Source organism: Litoreibacter janthinus (assembly GCF_900111945.1).
Classification (GTDB): Bacteria; Pseudomonadota; Alphaproteobacteria; order Rhodobacterales; family Rhodobacteraceae; genus Litoreibacter; species Litoreibacter janthinus.
In genome coordinates this window covers 3,078,070-3,097,312 of record NZ_FOYO01000001.1, presented here as the reverse complement: position 1 = coordinate 3,097,312, position 19,243 = coordinate 3,078,070, and the positions used below count along the sequence as shown (strand labels likewise).

The 19,243-nt window shown below is 59.1% G+C and carries 18 protein-coding genes; 11 read left to right on the top strand and 7 right to left on the bottom strand.

Annotated features, from left to right (window positions below; all coding sequences use genetic code 11):
* Positions 1–237 precede the first annotated feature (237 nt).
* Together BM352_RS15490 and BM352_RS15485 are read left to right on the top strand one after the other, a co-directional pair.
* Positions 238–1,500, top strand: a complete 1,263-nt coding sequence (locus BM352_RS15490) for a lipoprotein-releasing ABC transporter permease subunit (RefSeq protein WP_090218635.1) — start codon at positions 238–240, stop codon at positions 1,498–1,500.
* Complete coding sequence (locus tag BM352_RS15485) at positions 1,493–2,176, top strand: ABC transporter ATP-binding protein (protein WP_090218632.1); 684 nt, start codon at positions 1,493–1,495, stop codon at positions 2,174–2,176. Before BM352_RS15490 ends, BM352_RS15485 begins: the two co-directional genes overlap by 8 nt.
* Here BM352_RS15485 and BM352_RS15480 read toward each other — a convergent pair.
* Entirely contained in the window at positions 2,173–3,120 is a 948-nt protein-coding gene (locus tag BM352_RS15480) for an alpha/beta hydrolase (protein WP_090218630.1), read from the bottom strand. The genes BM352_RS15485 and BM352_RS15480 overlap by 4 nt on opposite strands.
* A complete protein-coding gene (locus BM352_RS15475; protein WP_090218628.1) occupies positions 3,117–3,404 on the bottom strand; it encodes an SCP2 sterol-binding domain-containing protein in 288 nt (95 codons plus the stop codon). Before BM352_RS15475 ends, BM352_RS15480 begins: the two co-directional genes overlap by 4 nt.
* A gap of 82 nt (positions 3,405–3,486) precedes the next feature.
* Here BM352_RS15475 and BM352_RS15470 point away from each other — a divergent pair, with 82 nt between their 5' ends.
* From BM352_RS15470 to BM352_RS15450, 5 genes are all read left to right on the top strand, one after another.
* Complete coding sequence (locus BM352_RS15470; protein ID WP_139229848.1) at positions 3,487–4,047, top strand: tetratricopeptide repeat protein; 561 nt, start codon at positions 3,487–3,489, stop codon at positions 4,045–4,047.
* A 49-nt stretch (positions 4,048–4,096) separates the two neighbouring features.
* Positions 4,097–6,988, top strand: coding sequence for a helicase-related protein (locus tag BM352_RS15465; protein WP_090218626.1), 2,892 nt, complete (start codon positions 4,097–4,099; stop codon positions 6,986–6,988).
* The gene (locus BM352_RS15460) at positions 6,985–7,362 is read left to right on the top strand and encodes an RNA-binding S4 domain-containing protein (protein WP_090218623.1); all 378 of its coding nucleotides are present in this window, start codon (positions 6,985–6,987) and stop codon (positions 7,360–7,362) included. Before BM352_RS15465 ends, BM352_RS15460 begins: the two co-directional genes overlap by 4 nt.
* A 51-nt stretch (positions 7,363–7,413) precedes the next feature.
* Entirely contained in the window at positions 7,414–7,752 is a 339-nt protein-coding gene (gene fdxA, locus BM352_RS15455; protein WP_090218620.1) for a ferredoxin FdxA, read from the top strand.
* A 255-nt stretch (positions 7,753–8,007) separates the two neighbouring features.
* On the top strand, positions 8,008–8,517 hold the full coding sequence (locus BM352_RS15450; RefSeq protein ID WP_090220346.1) for a CarD family transcriptional regulator: 510 nt from the start codon (positions 8,008–8,010) through the stop codon (positions 8,515–8,517).
* Between the two features lie 139 nt (positions 8,518–8,656).
* Here BM352_RS15450 and cobS read toward each other — a convergent pair whose 3' ends face one another.
* Positions 8,657–9,427: an adenosylcobinamide-GDP ribazoletransferase gene (gene cobS, locus BM352_RS15445; RefSeq protein ID WP_090218617.1), complete on the bottom strand. Its 771-nt coding sequence runs from the start codon at positions 9,425–9,427 to the stop codon at positions 8,657–8,659.
* Between the two features lie 80 nt (positions 9,428–9,507).
* Here cobS and cobT point away from each other — a divergent pair, with 80 nt between their 5' ends.
* On the top strand, positions 9,508–10,515 hold the full coding sequence (cobT, locus tag BM352_RS15440) for a nicotinate-nucleotide--dimethylbenzimidazole phosphoribosyltransferase (protein WP_090218615.1): 1,008 nt from the start codon (positions 9,508–9,510) through the stop codon (positions 10,513–10,515).
* Here cobT and BM352_RS15435 read toward each other — a convergent pair whose 3' ends face one another.
* Positions 10,516–12,396 (bottom strand): cation:proton antiporter domain-containing protein, encoded by a 1,881-nt coding sequence (locus BM352_RS15435; RefSeq protein WP_090218613.1) that lies wholly within the window; start codon positions 12,394–12,396, stop codon positions 10,516–10,518.
* A gap of 129 nt (positions 12,397–12,525) precedes the next feature.
* Here BM352_RS15435 and BM352_RS15430 point away from each other — a divergent pair, with 129 nt between their 5' ends.
* Positions 12,526–12,930: a hypothetical protein gene (locus BM352_RS15430; protein WP_090218610.1), complete on the top strand. Its 405-nt coding sequence runs from the start codon at positions 12,526–12,528 to the stop codon at positions 12,928–12,930.
* On the opposite strand, the gene BM352_RS15425 is transcribed toward BM352_RS15430, so the two are convergent.
* From BM352_RS15425 to BM352_RS15415, 3 genes are all read right to left on the bottom strand, one after another.
* On the bottom strand, positions 12,927–13,748 hold the full coding sequence (locus BM352_RS15425) for a formate/nitrite transporter family protein (RefSeq protein ID WP_090218607.1): 822 nt from the start codon (positions 13,746–13,748) through the stop codon (positions 12,927–12,929). The two genes, BM352_RS15430 and BM352_RS15425, sit on opposite strands and share 4 nt — an antisense overlap.
* Before the next feature lie 308 nt (positions 13,749–14,056).
* On the bottom strand, positions 14,057–15,250 hold the full coding sequence (kynU, locus tag BM352_RS15420; RefSeq protein WP_090218605.1) for a kynureninase: 1,194 nt from the start codon (positions 15,248–15,250) through the stop codon (positions 14,057–14,059).
* A 10-nt stretch (positions 15,251–15,260) separates the two neighbouring features.
* Positions 15,261–16,013, bottom strand: coding sequence for an SDR family NAD(P)-dependent oxidoreductase (locus BM352_RS15415; RefSeq protein ID WP_090218603.1), 753 nt, complete (start codon positions 16,011–16,013; stop codon positions 15,261–15,263).
* A gap of 194 nt (positions 16,014–16,207) precedes the next feature.
* On the opposite strand from BM352_RS15415, the gene BM352_RS15410 reads away from it, so the two are divergent.
* Together BM352_RS15410 and BM352_RS15405 are read left to right on the top strand one after the other, a co-directional pair.
* Entirely contained in the window at positions 16,208–17,782 is a 1,575-nt protein-coding gene (locus BM352_RS15410; protein ID WP_090218601.1) for a Re/Si-specific NAD(P)(+) transhydrogenase subunit alpha, read from the top strand.
* A 15-nt stretch (positions 17,783–17,797) separates the two neighbouring features.
* A complete protein-coding gene (locus BM352_RS15405; protein WP_090218600.1) occupies positions 17,798–19,222 on the top strand; it encodes an NAD(P)(+) transhydrogenase (Re/Si-specific) subunit beta in 1,425 nt (474 codons plus the stop codon).
* Positions 19,223–19,243 lie beyond the last annotated feature (21 nt).

The following is a 19,243-nucleotide window of genomic DNA, read 5'->3' as shown; positions in this document are numbered from 1 at the left end:
AATCCTGCCAATCCACGGTGAAAATCCCCAAATTTGACGACGATTGCAGGCGAAATGACCTTACGGCACCAATCTTGCCAGCCTTCTGGGCTAAGCTGGATCTTCGGCAACATGTCGCCGCCAGAGGCTTGACCCGCACTTGGGATCAGCGCAAACGTGACGCAAAACCTAAGCTGGAGAGCGCAGTTGAGCAGCAACAGCCCCACCACCACCCCTCCGTTTGCGGGGTTTGAATGGATGATCGCATGGCGTTACTTGCGCGCCAAACGCGCCGAGGGTGGCGTGTCGGTGATGACATGGATCAGCCTGATCGGCATTACTCTGGCAGTGGCCGCGCTGATCATCACCTTGGCCGTGCGTTCTGGCTTTCGGTATGAGTTCGTCGATACCATTTTGGGGGCCAACGCGCATGTCACGGTCTATTCCTCTGGCCAGACCAGCGAGAATGGAACCTATGCGCAGGTCATTCAGGACTATGACGGTCTGACCGCCAAAATGGCTGAAGCGAATGGCGTGGTGCGTGCCGCACCTTTGGTGAAGGGGCAGGTTATGGCGGCGGCTACCTCGGGGAATGCAGCGGCTGAGGTCTATGGCATCCGTGCCGCAGATTTGGCCGGTGTGCGCCGCGTGGTTCAGCCGGAACAGAAGTTGGGCGATTTGGCGCAGTTCAACGTGGCAAACAATGGCATGACAATCGCCATAGGTTGGGGCGTTGCCCGCAGCTTGGGCGTGTCCGTTGGCGACAAGGTCAAACTGATCTCACCCAACGGAACAAAGACTGCGTTTGGCACGTCGCCGCGCATCGTGGCGTTCGAGGTCGTCTATATTTTCCAAGTGGGCCGCTACGACATTGACCGCACGCGGGTCTACATGCCGTTTGACAAGGCGCAGGAATATTTCAACCGCGAAGGCGTTGCCGACGAGATTGAGGTGATCCTTGATGATCCGGAGAACGTCAGCAAACATGAGCGGGATTTGCTGATGGCGGCTGGCGACGGAGCGCTGCTCTGGACATGGCGTGACAGCTCCGGTGCGTTTTTGCAGGCGCTGGAAATGGAAGACAACGTAATGTTCCTGATCCTGTCCGTGCTGGTTCTTATCGCCTCGATGAACATCGTATCCGGTCTGATTATGCTGGTGAAAAACAAGGGGCGCGACATTGGCATTCTGCGTACGATGGGCTTGTCTGAAGGCTCTGTGCTTCGGGTGTTCTTCATCTGCGGGGCGTCAATCGGGGTGATCGGAACGATCCTCGGGATGATCCTTGGGTGCCTCTTTGCCATCTATATCGACCAGATTTTCGGGATCGTGAACTGGGTTGCTGGGGGCGGTGTATGGGATCCGTCAATCCGGTTAATCTCCAAGCTGCCCGCGCGGCTTGAGTGGGGCGACGTGTTGTCCGCTATATCACTGTCGCTGTTCCTCAGCTTTGTTGTCACCATCTTTCCGGCCCGCCGTGCCGCCCGCATGAACCCTGTGGAGGCCTTGCGCTATGAGTAACGCTGCATTGCTGCTCGACGGGGTCGAGAAGGTCTATAATTCAGGCAAGCCAAACGAGATTGCCGTCCTGCGCGGTGTCCATCTGGAACTCGCCCCAGGGGAGGTCGTGGCCATGGTCGCACCATCCGGCGCGGGGAAATCGACGCTACTGCATATTGCAGGACTTCTGGACACGCCCGATGCCGGCAATGTGGTGATTGCTGGTGATGACCTCAGCGGTAAAAGTGATCGTGCGCGCACCGCCGCGCGGCGCTCCAAAATCGGGTTCATTTATCAGTTTCACCACTTGCTGCCGGAATTCACAGCGCTGGAAAACATCGTGCTACCGCAACTGGCTGCGGGCCTCTCCAAGCACGAAGCCGAAGCTCATGCGCTTGATTTGTTAGGGAAGGTCGGTGTTGCACAACGTGCCTCCCACCGTCCGGGCGAGCTATCGGGCGGTGAGCAGCAGCGCGTCGCCTTTTGCCGCGCGTTGGCAAACAAGCCGGGGTTGCTTCTGGCGGACGAACCGACGGGCAACCTTGATCCGGGCACGTCCGATCAAGTGTTTGACGCGTTGATGACGCTGGCGCGGAGCACGGGGCTCGCCGCGCTGATTGCCACGCATAACCTAGGCCTCGCGGGTCGTATGGACCGCGTTGTGCGTTTGGAAAACGGGGTTCTGGTGGACGCCTAGGCGTCCGCTAGCGCGCCCATGAACAGCTCGACTGCTGCATCATAAACCTCGGCCTGCACATCCGGCGTGTCCATGACCACCTCATGCTCCGCGCCCTCAACCATCCGCAACTCGCCATTGTGCCAGCGCGCCATGCGGTCGTGGATCGCCTTGGTGTCGACGATACGCTCGTTCGTGCCAAGGAAGGTAATCGTCGGAACATTCGGGGTCGGGCTCAGCGATAAGGCGCGGCATTCCTTCAGCGCTTCGTTGAGCCACGCAAAGGACGGGCCGCCCAAGGCCAGATCAGGGTAGGCAACCAATTGCTGGCGCATCCCCTCATACATCGCCATATCGCGGGTCAGCATGTTGTCTTCGAACGGCTGCGCCAGAACGTAGGACACCTCTGATGTGCCAGGGGCCAACAGATTTTCGAATTTGGTTTGACGGGTGAGGGTCGATAACGCCCAGCCCGCGCCGCGGCGGAGCGGATCAAGTGCGATTCCCCACATTGGGCCGGTGAAAACAGCACCATCTACGGGTAGCCCTTCCATAAGGGCGCGCAACCCAATGCACCCGCCCATGGAATGCCCCAGCAAGCCCATGGGGCTTGGCAGGTCCAATTCGGGCAAGGCCGCCATTACAGCGGCAATATCCTTTTGGTATTCCTGAAAGTCGCTCACATGACCGATGAGCCGGTTGGGCAATGCGCGATCCGCCAACCCTTGGCCACGCCAGTCAACTGCAACGGCAGAGAAGCCACGATCCATGAAGCCTTTCGCGGCAGCACCGTATTTCTCGATATATTCCGTTCGGCCCGGAAAAAGCAGCACGGTGCCTTTGTCACCACCACTCCACACGCCAATGCGAATGCGAACGCCATCAGACGTGGTCAGCCAATAAGCACGGCCACCATCAGGGCCGTTTGCGACATCGGCATGGAAAGGGGCAGGGGTCAGGGTCACGACAGGACGGAGCCCAGTTTCATCGCGGTGCCCATGTCACCATCGACGGTGAGTTTGCCGGACATGAACGCAGCGGTCGGGTTCATGTCGCCATCAAGAATGGCCTCAAAGGTGTCCGCGTCTGCGGTCATAGTGCACTCTGCTTCTTCGTCGCCAGCGCGCACGCCGTCGCCATCGACCATGATGGAGCCTTCGCCCTCAATCACGAATTTCACGGAGCCATCAAAGCCGCCGTCCATTTTGCCTGCGAGGGCAGCTACTGCCTGATTGATTACGTCGCTCATAAGAGAGTCTCCTGAAAAAGTGATGAGGCGGGTGCCTGCGCCTTTTGATTTTTGCAAATCACCCGCTAGAGTTAAAGGCGTTATGAAAGTTTCGCGCTCAGTCCTCAATATTTTCGTTACGGCATTTCTGTCGGTTTCAGCTTTTACGCTGCCAAGCGTGGCAGATGAAGCGAAACTCGATGATCTTTACGCCGAATTGGCCCAACCGGATATAAAAGACTGGGAGGGGGTCGAGCGGAAGATCTGGAAAGAATGGTCCCGCTCCGGCTCTGCATCGATGGATTTACTGCTGAGTCGCGGGCGGAAAGCGATGGAGCAGGGGGATTTTGCCAAGGCGATTGACCATCTAACCGCGCTCACCGACCATGCGCCCGACTTTGCCGAAGGCTGGAACGCCCGCGCTACCGCGTTTTTCAACGCAGACGAATTCGGCCTGTCAATCGTGGACATCCAGCGCGCCTTGGCCCTGAACCCTCGCCATTTCGGCGCATTGCAAGGCTTGGGCCGGATACTTGAGGAACTTGAGAGGGAAGAGGACGCATTGGCTGCCTATCAGGCCGCCGCTGCTATACATCCCCACCGCGAAGGCCTAAAAGAGGCCATCGAGCGGTTGGAGCGCAAAGTCTCCGGTCAAGACGTCTAGAGACACTGCAGGCCAACACAGTTTGGCCCCCGAAAACTAAGGGCCAGATATGAGCCAACAGGCACGCATCACTGCGGTTCTTGGCCCGACCAACACCGGCAAAACCCATTACGCGATTGAACGGATGCTGGCGCATCGGACTGGCATCATTGGCTTGCCGCTGCGCCTTCTGGCGCGCGAGGTTTATGACAAGATCGTCGCGTTGCGCGGCCCGTCCGTCGTGGCCCTGATCACTGGCGAAGAACGGATCGTGCCGGACCGCGCCGCCTATTGGGTCTGCACTGTTGAGGCCATGCCCGAAGGGATGGGCGCGGATTTTCTGGCGGTGGATGAGATCCAGCTTTGCGCAGACCCAGAGCGGGGCCATGTCTTTACGGATCGTTTGTTGCGCTCTCGCGGGCTGCACGAGACGCTGTTTATGGGCTCCGACACGATGAAAAGCGCCATCGCGGCGCTGGAGCCGAAGGCGCAGTTTCTGCGGCGGGAGCGATTTTCGGAATTAACCTACACAGGTTCGAAAAAGATAAGCCGACTGAAGGCACGCAGCGCGATTGTGGGGTTTTCTGTTGAGAATGTGTATGCAATCGCCGAGCTTATCCGCCGCCAAAAGGGCGGATGTGCAGTCGTTATGGGCGCACTTTCGCCGCGCACACGAAACGCGCAGGTCGAAATGTATCAAAACGGCGATGTGGACTATCTGGTCGCCACGGATGCGATCGGCATGGGGCTGAATCTGGACGTGAGCCACGTGGCGTTCTCTGCGCTAACCAAGTTTGACGGGCGATCCATGCGGCGGTTGCAGCCCAACGAATTGGCCCAGATCGCGGGCAGGGCCGGTCGGTTCATGCAACCCGGCACTTTCGGGGTGACGGGAGAGGCCCCGCCCTTGGAGGAAGAGGTTGTCGAGGCCATCACCTCCGCGCGGTTCACGCCGATCAAGAAATTGCAGTGGCGCAATGACAGGCTTGAGTTCGGATCAATCGGGCGGCTGCTTCAAAGCCTCGAGATGCGCACAAGTCACGATTGGCTCAGCCGCGCACGGGATGCAGATGACGTCGTCGCGCTGAAGGCTCTGCGCGATGTGGTAGAGGTGGATGCACGCGTCTCGACCCCGCATGACGTCAAACTGCTCTGGGATGTCTGTCGTATCCCTGATTTCAGGGGAATCAGCCAAGGGGAACATTCGGCGCTGCTGGAGGTTATCTTCGGCTACTTGCACGACAAAGGTCAGGTGCCACGCGATTATCTGGCTCGCCAGATTGCGCGCATTGACCGCTCGGACGGGGACATCGATACACTGTCCAAGCGTCTGGCGTACATCCGCACCTGGACGTATGTGGCTCAGCGCAAAGGGTGGGTGCAGGACGAAACTCATTGGCGCGGGGAAACCCGTGCTGTAGAAGACCGCCTGTCAGATGCGCTACACGGCGCGCTGACTCAAAGATTTGTCGACCGGCGCACATCAGTGTTGTTGCGGCGGTTGAAGCAGAAGGAGAGCCTCGTGGCTGACGTGAACGACAAGGGTGAAGTGACGGTTGAGGGCGAGATCATCGGCCGTCTTGATGGGTTCCGCTTCCGGCAGGATCAAACGTCGAGTCCGGATGAGGCGAAAATGCTGCGTCAGGCGGCACTGGCGGCGCTGACGCCGCACTTCAACCTGCGTGCAGACAAATTCTACAATGCGCCCGATACAGAAATGGACTTCACCGAGCAAGGTGGCCTGATGTGGGGCGACATGGCGGTGGGCAAGCTGGTCAAAGGCTCTGATGCGCTTAAACCCGAGGTGGAAGCTTTCGTTGACGAAGAAGCCGGCGCGGATGCTGCCGAAAAGGTGAAGCGCCGCCTGCAACACTTTATCGACCGCAAGATCGCCGCCGCTTTCGAACCGATGATCGCCATGTCTAAGGACGAAGCGCTGAGCGGTCTGGCGAAAGGCTTTGCGTTCCAGATGTCCGAAGCTCTGGGCGTCCTGACCCGTGAGGCGGTGGCGTCTGACGTGAAAGCGTTGGACCAAGACGCCCGTGCAGCCCTGCGTAAGCACGGCATCCGGTTCGGCCAGTTTACTATTTTCATGCCTCTGCTGCTGAAGCCTGCCCCCACGCGTTTGCGTTTGGTGCTGTGGTCGCTGCAAAAAGATCTGGCCGAGTTCCCTGAAGCTCCGCCTCCGGGTCTGGTCACGGTCCCAGCGGTTATCGACGCGCCCGAAGGCTACTACACCCAAGCGGGGTATCGTCTGGCGGGCGACCGCGCGATCCGTATCGACATGCTCGAACGCCTTGCCGACCAGTTGCGGGCCGAAGACAGCCGTGGCGGCTTCGAAGCCAAGGCGGATATGCTGTCGATCACCGGTATGACGCTGGAACAGTTTGCCAATCTGATGTCCGGTCTCGGTTACAAGGCCGAGCGGGCTGAACGTCAGAAAGTTAAATCGGTTCAAGAGGTTATCCCCGGGGCCGCTAAGGACGTTGCCAAAGATACCCCCGTTATGGACGTCGCCGAAGATGCCGCCGCTGGCGCCATCGCGGGTGAGGCGTCGCCCGCTTCTGCGGCAGACGTCGTAACACCTGACCTCGCGGATGAAGGGATTGCGCCGATTGCGGAGACTCCCGCAGATCAACCGGTTGCCGATCCGATCCCAGAGGTGTCCGAGACAGAAACACCTATCGGCCAAGCCGCCGACGCCGCTGTTGAGACCACAGAGATGGAAGTGTTCTACACCTTCACTTGGGGCGGCTTTGGTGTGCGCAAGCCACGTGAAGGTGGTCGCCCGCAAGGTGAAGCGCGCGGCAAGGGCAAGCCACGCGGCAAGCCAAAGGGCAAAGGTGGTCCACGCGACAACAACAAGGCGCAGAATTATCAGGCCCGTCCTCCGAAGAAGGAGAAAGCCATTGATCCTGATAACCCATTCGCGGCGGCCCTGATGGGGCTGAAAAAAGACTGACCGACGACGCGCCAAAAATTCGCCTCGACAAATGGCTCTGGCATGCGCGGTTCTTCAAAACCCGCACGCTGGCGGCCAAGCAGGTGAGTGGCGGACATGTGCGGGTCAACGCCAACAAGGTCGATAAGGCCGCCACCAAAGTGGGGCCGGGGGACACCTTGACCTTTCCGCAAGGCACCCAGATCAGGGTCGTGGAAATCGCTGCGTGCGGGCTGCGTCGCGGCCCCGCGCCAGAGGCACAGGCGCTCTATCTGGATAAATCGCCCGTGCAGCAAGCAAAGCCTAAAGCGCCGGGCGCTGACCGTGTTGGCGGGCGACCCACGAAAAAAGATCGCCGCAGTTTGGACCTTTCACGGGATCGTGGCCTTGAATGATTGCGCTGTCGGGCTTAGGACAATCGCGGTAAGAAAAATCGGACATAGCTCATGACATATATCGTCAACGACGCCTGCATCGCCTGCAAATACACGGACTGTGTTGAAGTCTGCCCGGTAGATTGTTTCTACGAGGGGGAGAACATGCTGGTGATTCACCCCGATGAATGCATCGACTGCGGCGTGTGTGAGCCCGAATGTCCCGCCGATGCGATCCGTCCCGATACCGAGCCGGATATGGAGAAGTGGGTCGAGTTCAACCGTAAGTATTCGGAAATGTGGCCGGTTATCATCACCAAGAAAGACCCTCTGCCAGAAGCGGAAGAGCGTGATGGCGAAGCAGGCAAGCTGGAGAAGTATTTCTCCGAGAAGCCCGGCGAAGGCGGCTAAGGTCGATTCGGCCTTTTCGCGTGGCTGCAGTCGCGGCCAAACGCCTGTAAACAATGCTTCACTGCGGCATAAGTGCCGTCAGGCTTTAGAATGTCGCTTTTTTGTGATATGATTCCTCTTAAGGAAAACCGACGTAAGGGCCGAAAGAATGCCCGCGTCCCAAACCAGACATGACAGTAGATTGACCGGAGGCGTTTCTCCGGCCCGTCTTTTTCGCTGTGCAAGAAGGGCGTTCCCCGCGGGGAACGAATGTATATGAGCAAGAAGAAACAAGACTTTAGCCCCAACGAGTTTGTCGTTTACCCCGCCCACGGGGTTGGCAAAATCGTCAACATCGAAACCCAGGAAGTTGCGGGAATCGAGTTGGAGCTTTTCGTCGTCTCGTTCGAGAAGGACAAGATGACCCTGCGTGTTCCAACGCACAAGGCGCTGGAAGTTGGCATGCGTCCGCTGTCCTCGCCGGATCTGGTCGGGCAGGCGTTCAAGACCCTCAAAGGCAAAGCCCGCGTAAAGCGTGCGATGTGGTCGCGCCGTGCTCAGGAATATGAACAAAAGATCAATTCCGGCGACCTGATCGCGATTGCCGAAGTGGTGCGCGACCTGCACCGCCATGGTGACCAGCGTGAGCAAAGCTATTCCGAACGTCAGTTGTATGAAGCGGCTCTGGAACGCCTGACGCGTGAAATCGCAGTGGTTCAGGGCAATGACGAGCCTTCGGCGATGAAAGAGATCGACGACGTGCTGGTAAGCCGCTCCGCAGCCTGAGACCGAGCGATGATCGAGATTTTAAGCCGCGCGCCGTAACGGGCGGGCGGCTTTTTCTATATTTCGCCGCGTGTTTCACGCGTCGACCGGCTGGGGGCGTTGCCCCCAGACCCCCAGAGTATTTTTCACCAAATGGAACCTAAAGAACCAGAGCGCAAATCGCGCCGAGCACCGCAATTTCGGTGATTTGCTGTGTCGCGCCGAGAATGTCGCCAGTTTGACCGCCGATTTTTTTCTGCGCAATGGTGCGGCAGACGATGAGGGCCGCAGCGGCAAACAGAAGGGGCCAGAGGCCAGCCAGACCGAATGCCAGCAGGGTTGCAAGGGTTGCGATTCCGGCGGCGATGCGCGGGGCGTCCTTGCCGGGACGCCCGGTTAGTTTTGAAAGACCTGTGCTTCGCGCATTCGGAAGTGCTCCCATAAGGGAGGCCATCGCCGCGCGGGATGCCATGGCTGCGATTAAAAGAGGGCTCCATAGATAGCCAGCGGACATAAGGGCGCTCAGGGCGCTCCAGCGGAGCGCGAAGCCGGAGATAAGCGCGATCGTGCCGTAGGCCCCGATATGGCTGTCTTTCATGATCTCCAAGCGGCGTTCCGGCGTCGTACCCCCCCATAGGCCGTCGGCGGTATCGGCCAGCCCGTCCTCGTGCATCGCGCCGGTGAGCATGGTCAAGCTGAGGAGGATCGCGGCGGCAGTCATGTCGACGGGCAGGCCCAAAGCAAGCAGGAGCCAGCCTAAGACCGCTGCCAGAAGACCGAGAAGAAATCCGACAAGCGGATAGGCCCATGCGGCCAAAGCTGCGGGGCGGTTCGCGTCCCAGTGGCGCGCGGGCAAGGGAAGGCGCGTCAGTAAGCCGAGCGCCACCCAAATATCTTCACGCTTGAGCGGGCTTGTGTCGGAATTGTCCATAAGGTGACGCCGTCATCCACTTGTGTCTGTGCGCCTCAGGGGTAAACAGATGCAACAGGTAATACAATTGCGAGCAGATCATGGCCCAGTTTTCCACCCTTTCCGAATTTGCGGAACTTTTGGCGCAAGCGCCTGATGCAGATGCGCAGGCAATCGATGCTGCGCAAGAGCGAAACCGCCAGCTTACCAAGCCGCCCGGAGCCTTGGGGCGCTTGGAGGAGTTAGCGATTTGGTATGCAGGGTGGCGCGGCACGGGACGTCCGGCACTTGAAGCGCCTCAGATCGTGGTGTTTGCAGGCAATCACGGCGTCTGCGCGCAGGGCGTTTCAGCCTTCCCGCCGGAAGTGACCGTTCAGATGGTTGCGAATTTCGAGCATGGGGGGGCAGCCATTAACCAGTTGGCCAAGGCGTTCGGGGCGAAGATGGATGTACATTCGCTTGAGCTGGACCGCCCGACTGCGGATTTCACCCAAGCGCCGGCGATGAGTGAGGCGGACTGCGTTGCAGCCTTGCAGATTGGCTGGGATGCAGTCGATGCCTCAGCAGACTTGCTGGTGACGGGGGAGATGGGGATCGGCAACACGACGGCAGGGGCGGCTCTTGGCGCGGCCTTGTTCGGCGGCGCGGGGGCGGATTGGGTCGGGCGCGGCACTGGCGTCGATGACGCGGGGCTGGCGAACAAGGCACGTGTTGTAGACGAAGGACTGGCGTTGCATACGTCCCGCGCGCCGCTGGAGGTGTTGCGCTGCCTTGGCGGGCGAGAATTGGCTGCGATGGCGGGCGCGATTGCTGCGGCGCGGGCTCACCGGATTCCCGTAATCCTCGACGGGTTCATCTGCACCGCTGCCGCCGCGGTGTTGGAAAAGGCGCAGGCGGGGGCTTTGGATCACTGCATCGCCGGACATCTGTCGGCCGAAGGCGCGCATCACAAGATGCTGGACGGGCTGGGAAAGGAGCCGTTGTTGTCGTTGGGCCTGCGCTTGGGTGAAGGGTCCGGCGGGGCGGCAGCAATCGGCGTGCTGAAGGCTGCAGTGGCCTGCCATTCCGGCATGGCGACCTTCGCAGAGGCAGGTGTCAGCGACGGCTGATTATTCCGCCGCTTCTACCACTTCGGGCTTGGTCAGCTTGGCCAGCAGTTCCACTTCCAGATCGCGGTTCAGGGCCTTGGCGCGTTCCAGATAGGCCTCGTTCTCGCTGACAGGAATCTTGGGATCCCAGAGATCGGCCAAGTCGGACATGGCGTTGCGATCCATACGGAAGAACGCGACCTCTTGTTCGTGAGCGTCGTGCTCTGTCAGACCCATTTCCTCGAGTGCATAACGTCCCGCGCGCAGGGAACTGTCGAACATCTCGCGCACAATTTTGTCGGCCCCAGCCTTATAAAGTTCGAACACATGCACGCGGTCGCGAGCGCGGGCGATGATCTTGAGATCAGGGCGTTCCTTGCGGGCGAATGCCACGATTTTGACCGCGGATTTCGGGTCATCCAAGGCAACCACCAGAACTTTGGCGTCAGCCAAACCAGCAGCGTGAAGCATTTCTGGGCGGGTCGGATCACCGAAATAGCCCTTGAAGCCAAAACGGCGCATCAGTTGGATTAATGGCAGATCATGGTCAAGCACGGTTGTCTGGAAACCTGAGCTTTGGAGCAGGCGGTTGACCACCTGACCAAAGCGGCCGATGCCAGCGATGATGATCGGTTGCTGATCGTCGATATGGTCGTGAGGGACGGCGATGCTTTGTTCCAGAAAGCGGTGTTGTAACTTGTCATAGGCGATGAACAACAAGGGCGTCAAAAGCATCGAAAGGGCGATTACAAGAAGCAGGGTCTCCGACATTTCGGTAGGCAGCACGTTTTGCTGAACAGTGAAACTGGTCAGCACGAAGCCGAATTCACCGGCCTGCGCCAGTCCCAATGTGAACAGCATCCGGTCGCGCCCTTTGATCTTGAACAGGATGGCGAGCACGAACAGGACAGCGGCCTTGATGGACATCATGCCAAGGGTCAGCCCTAGGATGACGAAAGGGGCGCTCATCAAGGTGGCAAAGTTGATGCCCGCACCGACGGTGATGAAGAACAGCCCGAGCAAAAGTCCTTTAAAGGGCTCGATGTCGGCGGCCAACTCGTGGCGGAATTCGCTGTTGGCCAGCACCACACCTGCAAGGAAAGCCCCAAGGGCGGGGGATAAGCCCACCAGCACCATCAATGCGGCGACACCGACAACAAATAACAAGGAGACTGCCGTATACATCTCGCGGAGCTTTGCGCGGTGGATGTAGCGGAAGATGGGTCGCGTCAGGTAATGGCCGCCGACGACGATAAGAATGATTGCCGCTAGCGTTACCAATGTGACGCCCCAGCCGGGCAACCCCTGCAGCATGAGCATGACCTCGCTTGCCGCCCCGTGATCGGTATCTGCATGGGCGTCGTCGAGGGCGGCACGGGTGTTCAGACCGGGCCAGACCAACAGCGGCACCAACGCCAGCATCGGGATGACCGCGATGTCTTGTGTCAACAAGACCGAGAAGGCAGATCGCCCGCCATTTGTCCCCATGAGTGACTTTTCGTTCAGTGTTTGCAATACGATAGCGGTCGAAGATAAAGCAAAAATCAAGCCAATCGCGGTCGCGCCGTGCCACGGGACACCCAACGCCATTGCGGCTGCAAGGATCAGGCCCGTTGTCAAACTGACCTGAAGTCCACCCAGCCCAATCAGCCTGTGCCGCATGTCCCACAAGGCGCGCGGCTCCAGCTCCAGCCCGATGATGAACAGCATCATGACCACACCGAACTCGGCGAAATGTTGAAGGTTCTGGGTCTCGGATCCGACCAACCCTTCCAGCGGGGCGATGATGATGCCTGCCGTCAGATACCCCAACACAGAGCCTAACCCCAAACGCACAGCCAACGGCACTGCCACGCAGGCCGCAAGAAGGTAGAGGGTTGATGCGAAGAGGAAGGAATCCATTTGCTGCCCTTGTTGTGTCGTGGGTTACGCTGTTGCTAGCGTACGGGGATGGCTCGACCGAAATATAGCAAGATTTGTAACATGTGTTTGCATTATTCAGGTCTTGTCAGTTTGGAGGCATAATTAGCCATGCATGATCGTATTCCAACCGAAGTCTCTAATGTTTTCGATGCTCTGCCGCCAGAAACGGCTGAGGTTTTGCGCGCCACGCGTCTGAAAATTCTGACTCAGGCTGCGGCGGCCGACGGAGTTGGGCCGCTGACCGAGACGCTGAAATGGGGCGAGCCTGCCTACCTTACCAATGCGCCGAAGACAGGCACAACCATAAGGCTGGGTCAAATCGGTGGAGCGCCCGCGATGATGGTTCCGTGTAGCACCACGATCATAGAAGATGCCCGCGCGATATTCGGTGATCTACCCGACCTGTCCGGCAAACGGGGACTGATCTTGGGCGGCGCGTCCGAAGTGTTGTACTACGTGATAGACGCTGCGCTGTGCTACCACTTGCGCAAATGCCGTGCGGTCGTTGGTTAATGCGTCAATTCGTGACGGACTTGCCCATAGGTGATCAGCGAGAAAACGACTGTTCCGCCAACAATATTCCCCAGCAGAACGGGAAAGAAGAACCCCATCAACGCGGGCCATATGGTGAGCTGACCTGTCACCATCAGTAACGCCATTTCCACGGACCCAGCGACAACATGGGTGAAGTCGCCTGCCGCGATAAGCCAAGTGAATATTAACACCACCCAGAAGCCGAAGCCTTCGGAATTGGGCAGCATCCAGACGATGGCAGCGACGATCATCCCCGCTGGAATGGCGCGAAAGAAGCCCTCGCTCGCCGGCATTCCTGTGGCGTGGTGGGAGAGATCCATCAACGCAGGAAGCAATTCCGGTGGAAGGGCGGGCGTATGTGCATACAGGATCGCGATTGCGAAGGCACCGACCACGTTGGCCATCAGAACCACCGCCCAGAGCCGTGCGACGCGACCGAGCATGCGCAGACTGGGGCGTGACATCAAGGGTAGCACGGTGGTGATAGTGTTCTCGGTGAACAGCTGCATTCCCCCGAGGATCACCACCAAGAAACCGAGTGAGTAACCCAGATTTTCGAGGAGGTGGCGCCAAGGCGCGTCAGGGAGGTAGGTGCGGAATATGCCTTCGCCCAGCACGGACAGGCTGATCATGATGCCCGCAGCCACGCCGGACCACATCAGCGAGCGGATCGGGCGTTCAAGCTCCTCTTCGCCCTCGCGGCGCACCACCTCGAAGATCAATTTCGCTCCAAGGCTTTGGGCGTCTTCGATTGAGCGGTCGTGTTTTTCTTTTTGTTGCCGGGATTTCGGGGCCATGTCATCGCGCCTTTAAGGAATATTTATATACGTTAACTGTTTAAAGGATTTTCTCTTTGAGGAAACTCTCAAGGGTGTGCCCTTTTCGATGAACGATCTGGGCGCCTAAATGGTTCCAGCCATGCCGCAAAAAGAAAGACAGTGCCTAATGACTGGATTCAGAGGTCAGCCTTGGCACGGCTGCGCCGCGGGCGACGCACACGCGGCTTGTTGCTCAGGGCTATAGAACTCTCTTTTGCCGGTATGAACCGCGTCAAAGAACACCGCATAAATCGCGGGACCGTCACCTTTGGCGAACCGGCGCAGCGTCAGGTCACGCGGGCGCGAATTCTGTAAGCGTCGCGGTCCCAGAGGCGGCCCTCCATGATCTCTTGCAGTGTTGTGGCGGCGCCCATGATGTCATCGTGGCTCACATAAAGAGGGGTTATGCCGAAGCGCAGAATGTCCGGCGCGCGAAAGTCGCCGATGACCCCGTGGGCAATGAGCGCCTGCATGATCGCGTAACCTTCGGAATGCGTGAAAGACACCTGACTGCCGCGTTGCGCGGCGTTGCGTGGGGACGCAAGGGTTAGTTCGGGACAGCGGGTCTCGACCTCATTGATGAACAACTCCGACAGCTCGACGGCGCGGGCGCGGACATCCGTCATATCGACCATATCCCAAATATCGAGTGCGGCCTCCAGCGCGGCAAGCTGGATCACGGGTGGGGTGCCGACGCGCATCCGCTCGATCCCCGCACCAGGTTTGTAGGTCAGGTCGAAGGCAAACGGTGCTGCATGGCCTAGCCAGCCAGATAAGGCGGGGTTCACTACCTCTGCGTGACGCGGGGCGACGTAGATGAAAGCGGGGCCGCCAGGGCCGGAATTGAGGTATTTGTAGCTGCACCCGATGGCGAAATCGACGTTCGCGCCTGCAACATCCACCGGCACCGCCCCAGCCGAGTGTGCCAAATCCCAGACCGCAATCGCGCCTGCTTTGTGGGCCAGGTCCGTCAGGCGTGCCATGTCGTGCATCCGCCCCGACCGGTAATCCACTTGCGTCAGCATCATTACGGCAATGTCTTCGCCCAGCGCCGCCTCTACCTCTTCGGGGGCCACAACGCGCAACTCCAAGCCACGATCAAGCATACGGATCAGCCCTTCGGCCATGTAAAGGTCTGACGGGAAATTGCCGCTGTCGGACAGGATAACCTTGCGGTCTGGGTTCAGTTCCAGCGCCGAGGCGAGCGCTTGATAGACCTTGATCGACAGGGTGTCGCCCATAACCACGTGACCGGCCTCAGCCCCGATGAGCCTGCCAACGCGGTCACCCACGCGGGAGGGCTGCTCCATCCATCCCGCCTTGTTCCAACCGGTGATCAACATCTCGCCCCATTGGTCGCGGATCATTGCATCGACGCGATCCTGCGCGGCGTAGGGCAGGGGGCCAAGCGAATTGCCGTCCAGATATGTCATGCCCTCAGGCAGATGAAACATGGCGCGTGTCGTCTTGAAGATGTCCATTTCGCGATCCTTATACCTGTCCGCCTGCGATTTCGATTGTTTGGCCGTTGACCGAGCCTGATCCAGCCCCGCACAGCCACATCGCCGCCGCGCCGATCTCGTCGGCTTTGATCAGGCGTTTGTGGCGGTTGGAGCGGACCATAGTGCCAAGGGCGTCCTCTTCGGACAGGCCCGCGCGTTTGGCAATCTCGGCGGTGTTGCGGGTGACGATCTCGGTGTCGACATATCCGGGGCAGAGCGCGTTGAAGGTGTAGGGGCCGCCCATGTAGTCCTCACTCAGTCCACGGATCAGCCCGATCAGCCCGTGCTTGGAGGCGGTGTAGGCGGGTGCACCGCGCAGACCGCGCACACCCGCGATCGACGATACTGCGATGACACGACCCCAATCAGTTGTCACCATGGATGGCAGGCAGGCCTGAATTGTCAGCATTGCCCCGTCGAGGTTGGTCGCCATGGTGCGCCGCCAGAAGGCGAGGTCCATTTTGGTGATGCTGCGGCCTTCCGCGATTCCGGCGTTCGGCACGCAAATCTGGATCGGCCCCCGCGCGGCCACAGCGGCTTCGACTCCTTCGAAGACTTGTTGCGGTTCGGTCACGTCCATGACCAGCGGATGTAGCCCATCGGCCGTGACCTGTTGCAAAACGTCGATCCTGCGGCCCGATATTGTGACCTGCGCTCCGGCGCTTGCCAAGGCTTGTGCGATAGCCAGACCGATGCCGGTTCCGCCGCCCGTGACGAGTGCGTGTTTGCCTGACAATTCCATGTGCGATCCCCTCCAGATTACCGCCACCCTAGCGCCGCAGACAGGGACGTCCAGAGGGACATATTCTTGCGTTCTGACGTAAGGTCGGTGAAGTATACTTTCGTATACCGCGCCAGCGACTTGTGAATCACCAGAAGCGACGATATTGACGCTCATCTGTGCGTGACATTCACTTAGACGATGGGGGACCCTCTATGAAAATCGGGGCACCGAAAGAAACTTACGAGGGCGAGGCACGTGTGGCCATGACGCCTGAGTCTGCGCTTCAAATTCAGAAACTCGGCCATGAATGCGTGATCGAGACTGGCGCGGGCGAAAAGGCAGGCTTTTCTGACAAGGCTTACAAAGACGCTGGCGTTGAGGTCGTAAAGACCGCCGCTGCATTGTGGAAGGCGGCCGACGTTGTCGTCAAAGTGCGCCAACCCAACGCTGCCGAGAGCAAGAAGCTGCGTGACGGGCAAACCCTGATCTCTTTCTTCAACCCTGCCGCCAACGAGGATGGCATGGAAGCTGCGAAGAAAGCGGGCGCCCGTGTCATTGCGATGGAAATGGTGCCACGTATTTCACGCGCACAGAAAATGGACGCGCTGTCGTCCATGGCAAATATCGCGGGCTACCGCGCGGTGATCGAGGCCGGTAACAATTTTGGCCGCTTCTTTACGGGGCAGGTGACTGCCGCTGGTAAAGTGCCACCCGCCAAGGTTCTGGTTGTGGGCGCCGGTGTGGCTGGTTTGGCCGCGATCGGCACCGCGACATCGCTGGGTGCCATCACTTATGCCTTCGACGTGCGCCCTGAAGTGGCGGAGCAGGTTGAATCGATGGGCGCAGAGTTCGTGTTCCTCGACTTTGAAGAAGAGCAGGCCGACGGCTCCGCGTCGGGCGGTTACGCCTCGGTGTCTTCGCCGGAGTTCCGCGAAGCGCAGCTCGCCAAGTTCCGCGAACTGGCCCCAGAGATCGACATCGTGATCACAACCGCGCTGATCCCGAACCGCGAAGCACCAGAGCTGTGGACCGAAGACATGGTCGCAGCAATGAAGCCCGGCTCGGTCATCGTGGACCTTGCCGCTGAAAAGGGCGGTAACTGCAAGCTGACCGTCATGGACGAGAAGATCGTCACCGACAACGGCGTGACTATCATCGGCTATACCGACTTCCCATCGCGGATGGGCGCGCAGGCGTCTACGCTTTATTCAAACAATATCAGACACATGCTGTTCGACCTCACACCGGAAAAAGACGGTGTGATCAATCACAACATGGAAGACGACGTTATCCGTGGCGCCACCGTGACTTTTGACAAAGAGATCACATTCCCGCCACCACCACCTAAAGTGGCAGCAATTGCAGCGGCACCCAAGAAGCCGAAAGTTCCAGAGCTGACGCATGAAGAGAAGGCCGCCAAAGAGGTTGCCGAATTCAAGCAACAGACCAAAACACAGGTCACGTTGCTCGCGATTGGCGCCGCGTTGTTGCTGGGTGTGGGCCTCGTGGCTCCGGCCAGCTTCATGCAGCACTTCATTGTGTTTGTGCTGGCGGTCTTCGTTGGCTTCCAAGTGATCTGGGGCGTGGCGCATTCGCTGCACACCCCGTTGATGGCTGTGACCAACGCAATCTCGTCGATCATCATTCTGGGCGCTTTGATGCAGATCGGATCAGGGTCGTTCCTTGTGATCTTGCTGGCCGCGCTGGCGGTCTTCATGACCGGCATCAACATATTCGGCGGCTTCCTTGTGACACGGCGCATGCTCGCCATGTTCCAGAAATCGTAAGTAGGGGTAGAGATCATGGAATTCGGATTTACCACCGCGGCTTACGTTGTCGCAGCAGTTCTTTTCATTCTGTCTTTGGGCGGGCTGTCTGGACAAGAAAGTGCTAAACGCGCTGTTTGGTATGGCATCGCAGGTATGGCTTTGGCCGTGGCTGCGACGCTGATCGGGCCAGGCTCCGGCTTCTGGCTGTTGTCGTTGCTTCTGATCGCGGGTGGCGGGGCCATTGGCTACCAACTGGCGACCAAGGTTCAGATGACCCAAATGCCAGAGCTTGTTGCCGCGATGCACTCGCTGGTCGGTTTGGCTGCGGTTTTTGTTGGCCTTATTGCCCATATCCAGATCGGCAATGTGGCGACTGCCGACCCAGAAACATTCGGCACCTTTGCCAAGCTCATTGCCAAGAAATCGGGCGTCGAGATTTCGATCCTGCGGGTCGAGCTGTTCTTGGGCATCTTCATCGGTGCCGTGACCTTCACCGGCTCCGTCATTGCCTATGGAAAACTGGCCGGCAAAGTGGACTCGGCGGCGAAGAAATTGCCGGGTGGCCATATGCTGAACGCGGGCGCTGCGGCGCTGTCGCTGATCTGTCTGGTTTGGTACTTCAACACAGGCGGCTTCTTCCCGCTGTTCTTGATGACTTTGGCGGCGCTGTTCATCGGCTACCACCTGATCATGGGCATCGGCGGTGCGGATATGCCTGTCGTTGTGTCGATGCTGAACAGCTATTCGGGCTGGGCGGCTGCGGCGATCGGCTTCTCGCTTGGCAATGATCTGTTGATCGTGGTCGGCGCGTTGGTCGGCTCGTCGGGTGCGATCCTGTCCTACATCATGTGTAAGGCAATGAACCGCTCCTTCGTGTCGGTCATTCTGGGCGGCTTCGGCGGCGCGGCTGGCCCGCAGATGGCGGTCGAGGGCGAGCAGATTGCGATTGATGCGGACGGTGTTGCCACTGCTTTGAACGAAGCTGACAGCGTCATCATCATTCCGGGTTACGGCATGGCCGTGGCGCAGGCGCAGTCTTCGGTGGCTGAACTGGTCCGCAAGTTGCGTGCCAAAGGCAAGAACGTGCGGTTCGCCATTCACCCGGTTGCGGGGCGATTGCCGGGCCACATGAACGTGCTGCTGGCGGAAGCCAAGGTGCCTTATGACATCGTTATGGAGATGGACGAGATCAATGACGACTTCCCTGATACGGACGTGGCCATCGTGATCGGTTCCAATGACATCGTGAACCCTGCGGCGCAGGACGATCCAAACTCGCCGATCGCCGGTATGCCGGTGCTGGAATGCTGGAAGGCGAAGCAAGTCTTCGTATCCAAGCGGGGACAGGGCACGGGCTATTCGGGCATCGAGAACCCGCTGTTCTTCAAAGACAACACACGCATGTTTTACGGGGATGCGAAGGCGTCTCTGGACAGCCTGCTGCCCAAAATTGATTGAGTGTGCGGCGGGGTATCCCCG

Coding starts and splice junctions, on each gene's coding strand:
- BM352_RS15490 (WP_090218635.1), top strand. CDS start 238: ATGATCGCATGGCGTTACTTGCGCGCCAAACGCGCCGAGGGTGGCGTG.
- BM352_RS15485 (WP_090218632.1), top strand. CDS start 1,493: ATGAGTAACGCTGCATTGCTGCTCGACGGGGTCGAGAAGGTCTATAAT.
- BM352_RS15475 (WP_090218628.1), bottom strand. CDS start 3,404: ATGAGCGACGTAATCAATCAGGCAGTAGCTGCCCTCGCAGGCAAAATG.
- BM352_RS15470 (WP_139229848.1), top strand. CDS start 3,487: ATGAAAGTTTCGCGCTCAGTCCTCAATATTTTCGTTACGGCATTTCTG.
- BM352_RS15465 (WP_090218626.1), top strand. CDS start 4,097: ATGAGCCAACAGGCACGCATCACTGCGGTTCTTGGCCCGACCAACACC.
- fdxA (WP_090218620.1), top strand. CDS start 7,414: ATGACATATATCGTCAACGACGCCTGCATCGCCTGCAAATACACGGAC.
- BM352_RS15450 (WP_090220346.1), top strand. CDS start 8,008: ATGAGCAAGAAGAAACAAGACTTTAGCCCCAACGAGTTTGTCGTTTAC.
- cobS (WP_090218617.1), bottom strand. CDS start 9,427: ATGGACAATTCCGACACAAGCCCGCTCAAGCGTGAAGATATTTGGGTG.
- cobT (WP_090218615.1), top strand. CDS start 9,508: ATGGCCCAGTTTTCCACCCTTTCCGAATTTGCGGAACTTTTGGCGCAA.
- BM352_RS15435 (WP_090218613.1), bottom strand. CDS start 12,396: ATGGATTCCTTCCTCTTCGCATCAACCCTCTACCTTCTTGCGGCCTGC.
- BM352_RS15430 (WP_090218610.1), top strand. CDS start 12,526: ATGCATGATCGTATTCCAACCGAAGTCTCTAATGTTTTCGATGCTCTG.
- BM352_RS15425 (WP_090218607.1), bottom strand. CDS start 13,748: ATGGCCCCGAAATCCCGGCAACAAAAAGAAAAACACGACCGCTCAATC.
- kynU (WP_090218605.1), bottom strand. CDS start 15,250: ATGGACATCTTCAAGACGACACGCGCCATGTTTCATCTGCCTGAGGGC.
- BM352_RS15415 (WP_090218603.1), bottom strand. CDS start 16,013: ATGGAATTGTCAGGCAAACACGCACTCGTCACGGGCGGCGGAACCGGC.
- BM352_RS15410 (WP_090218601.1), top strand. CDS start 16,208: ATGAAAATCGGGGCACCGAAAGAAACTTACGAGGGCGAGGCACGTGTG.
- BM352_RS15405 (WP_090218600.1), top strand. CDS start 17,798: ATGGAATTCGGATTTACCACCGCGGCTTACGTTGTCGCAGCAGTTCTT.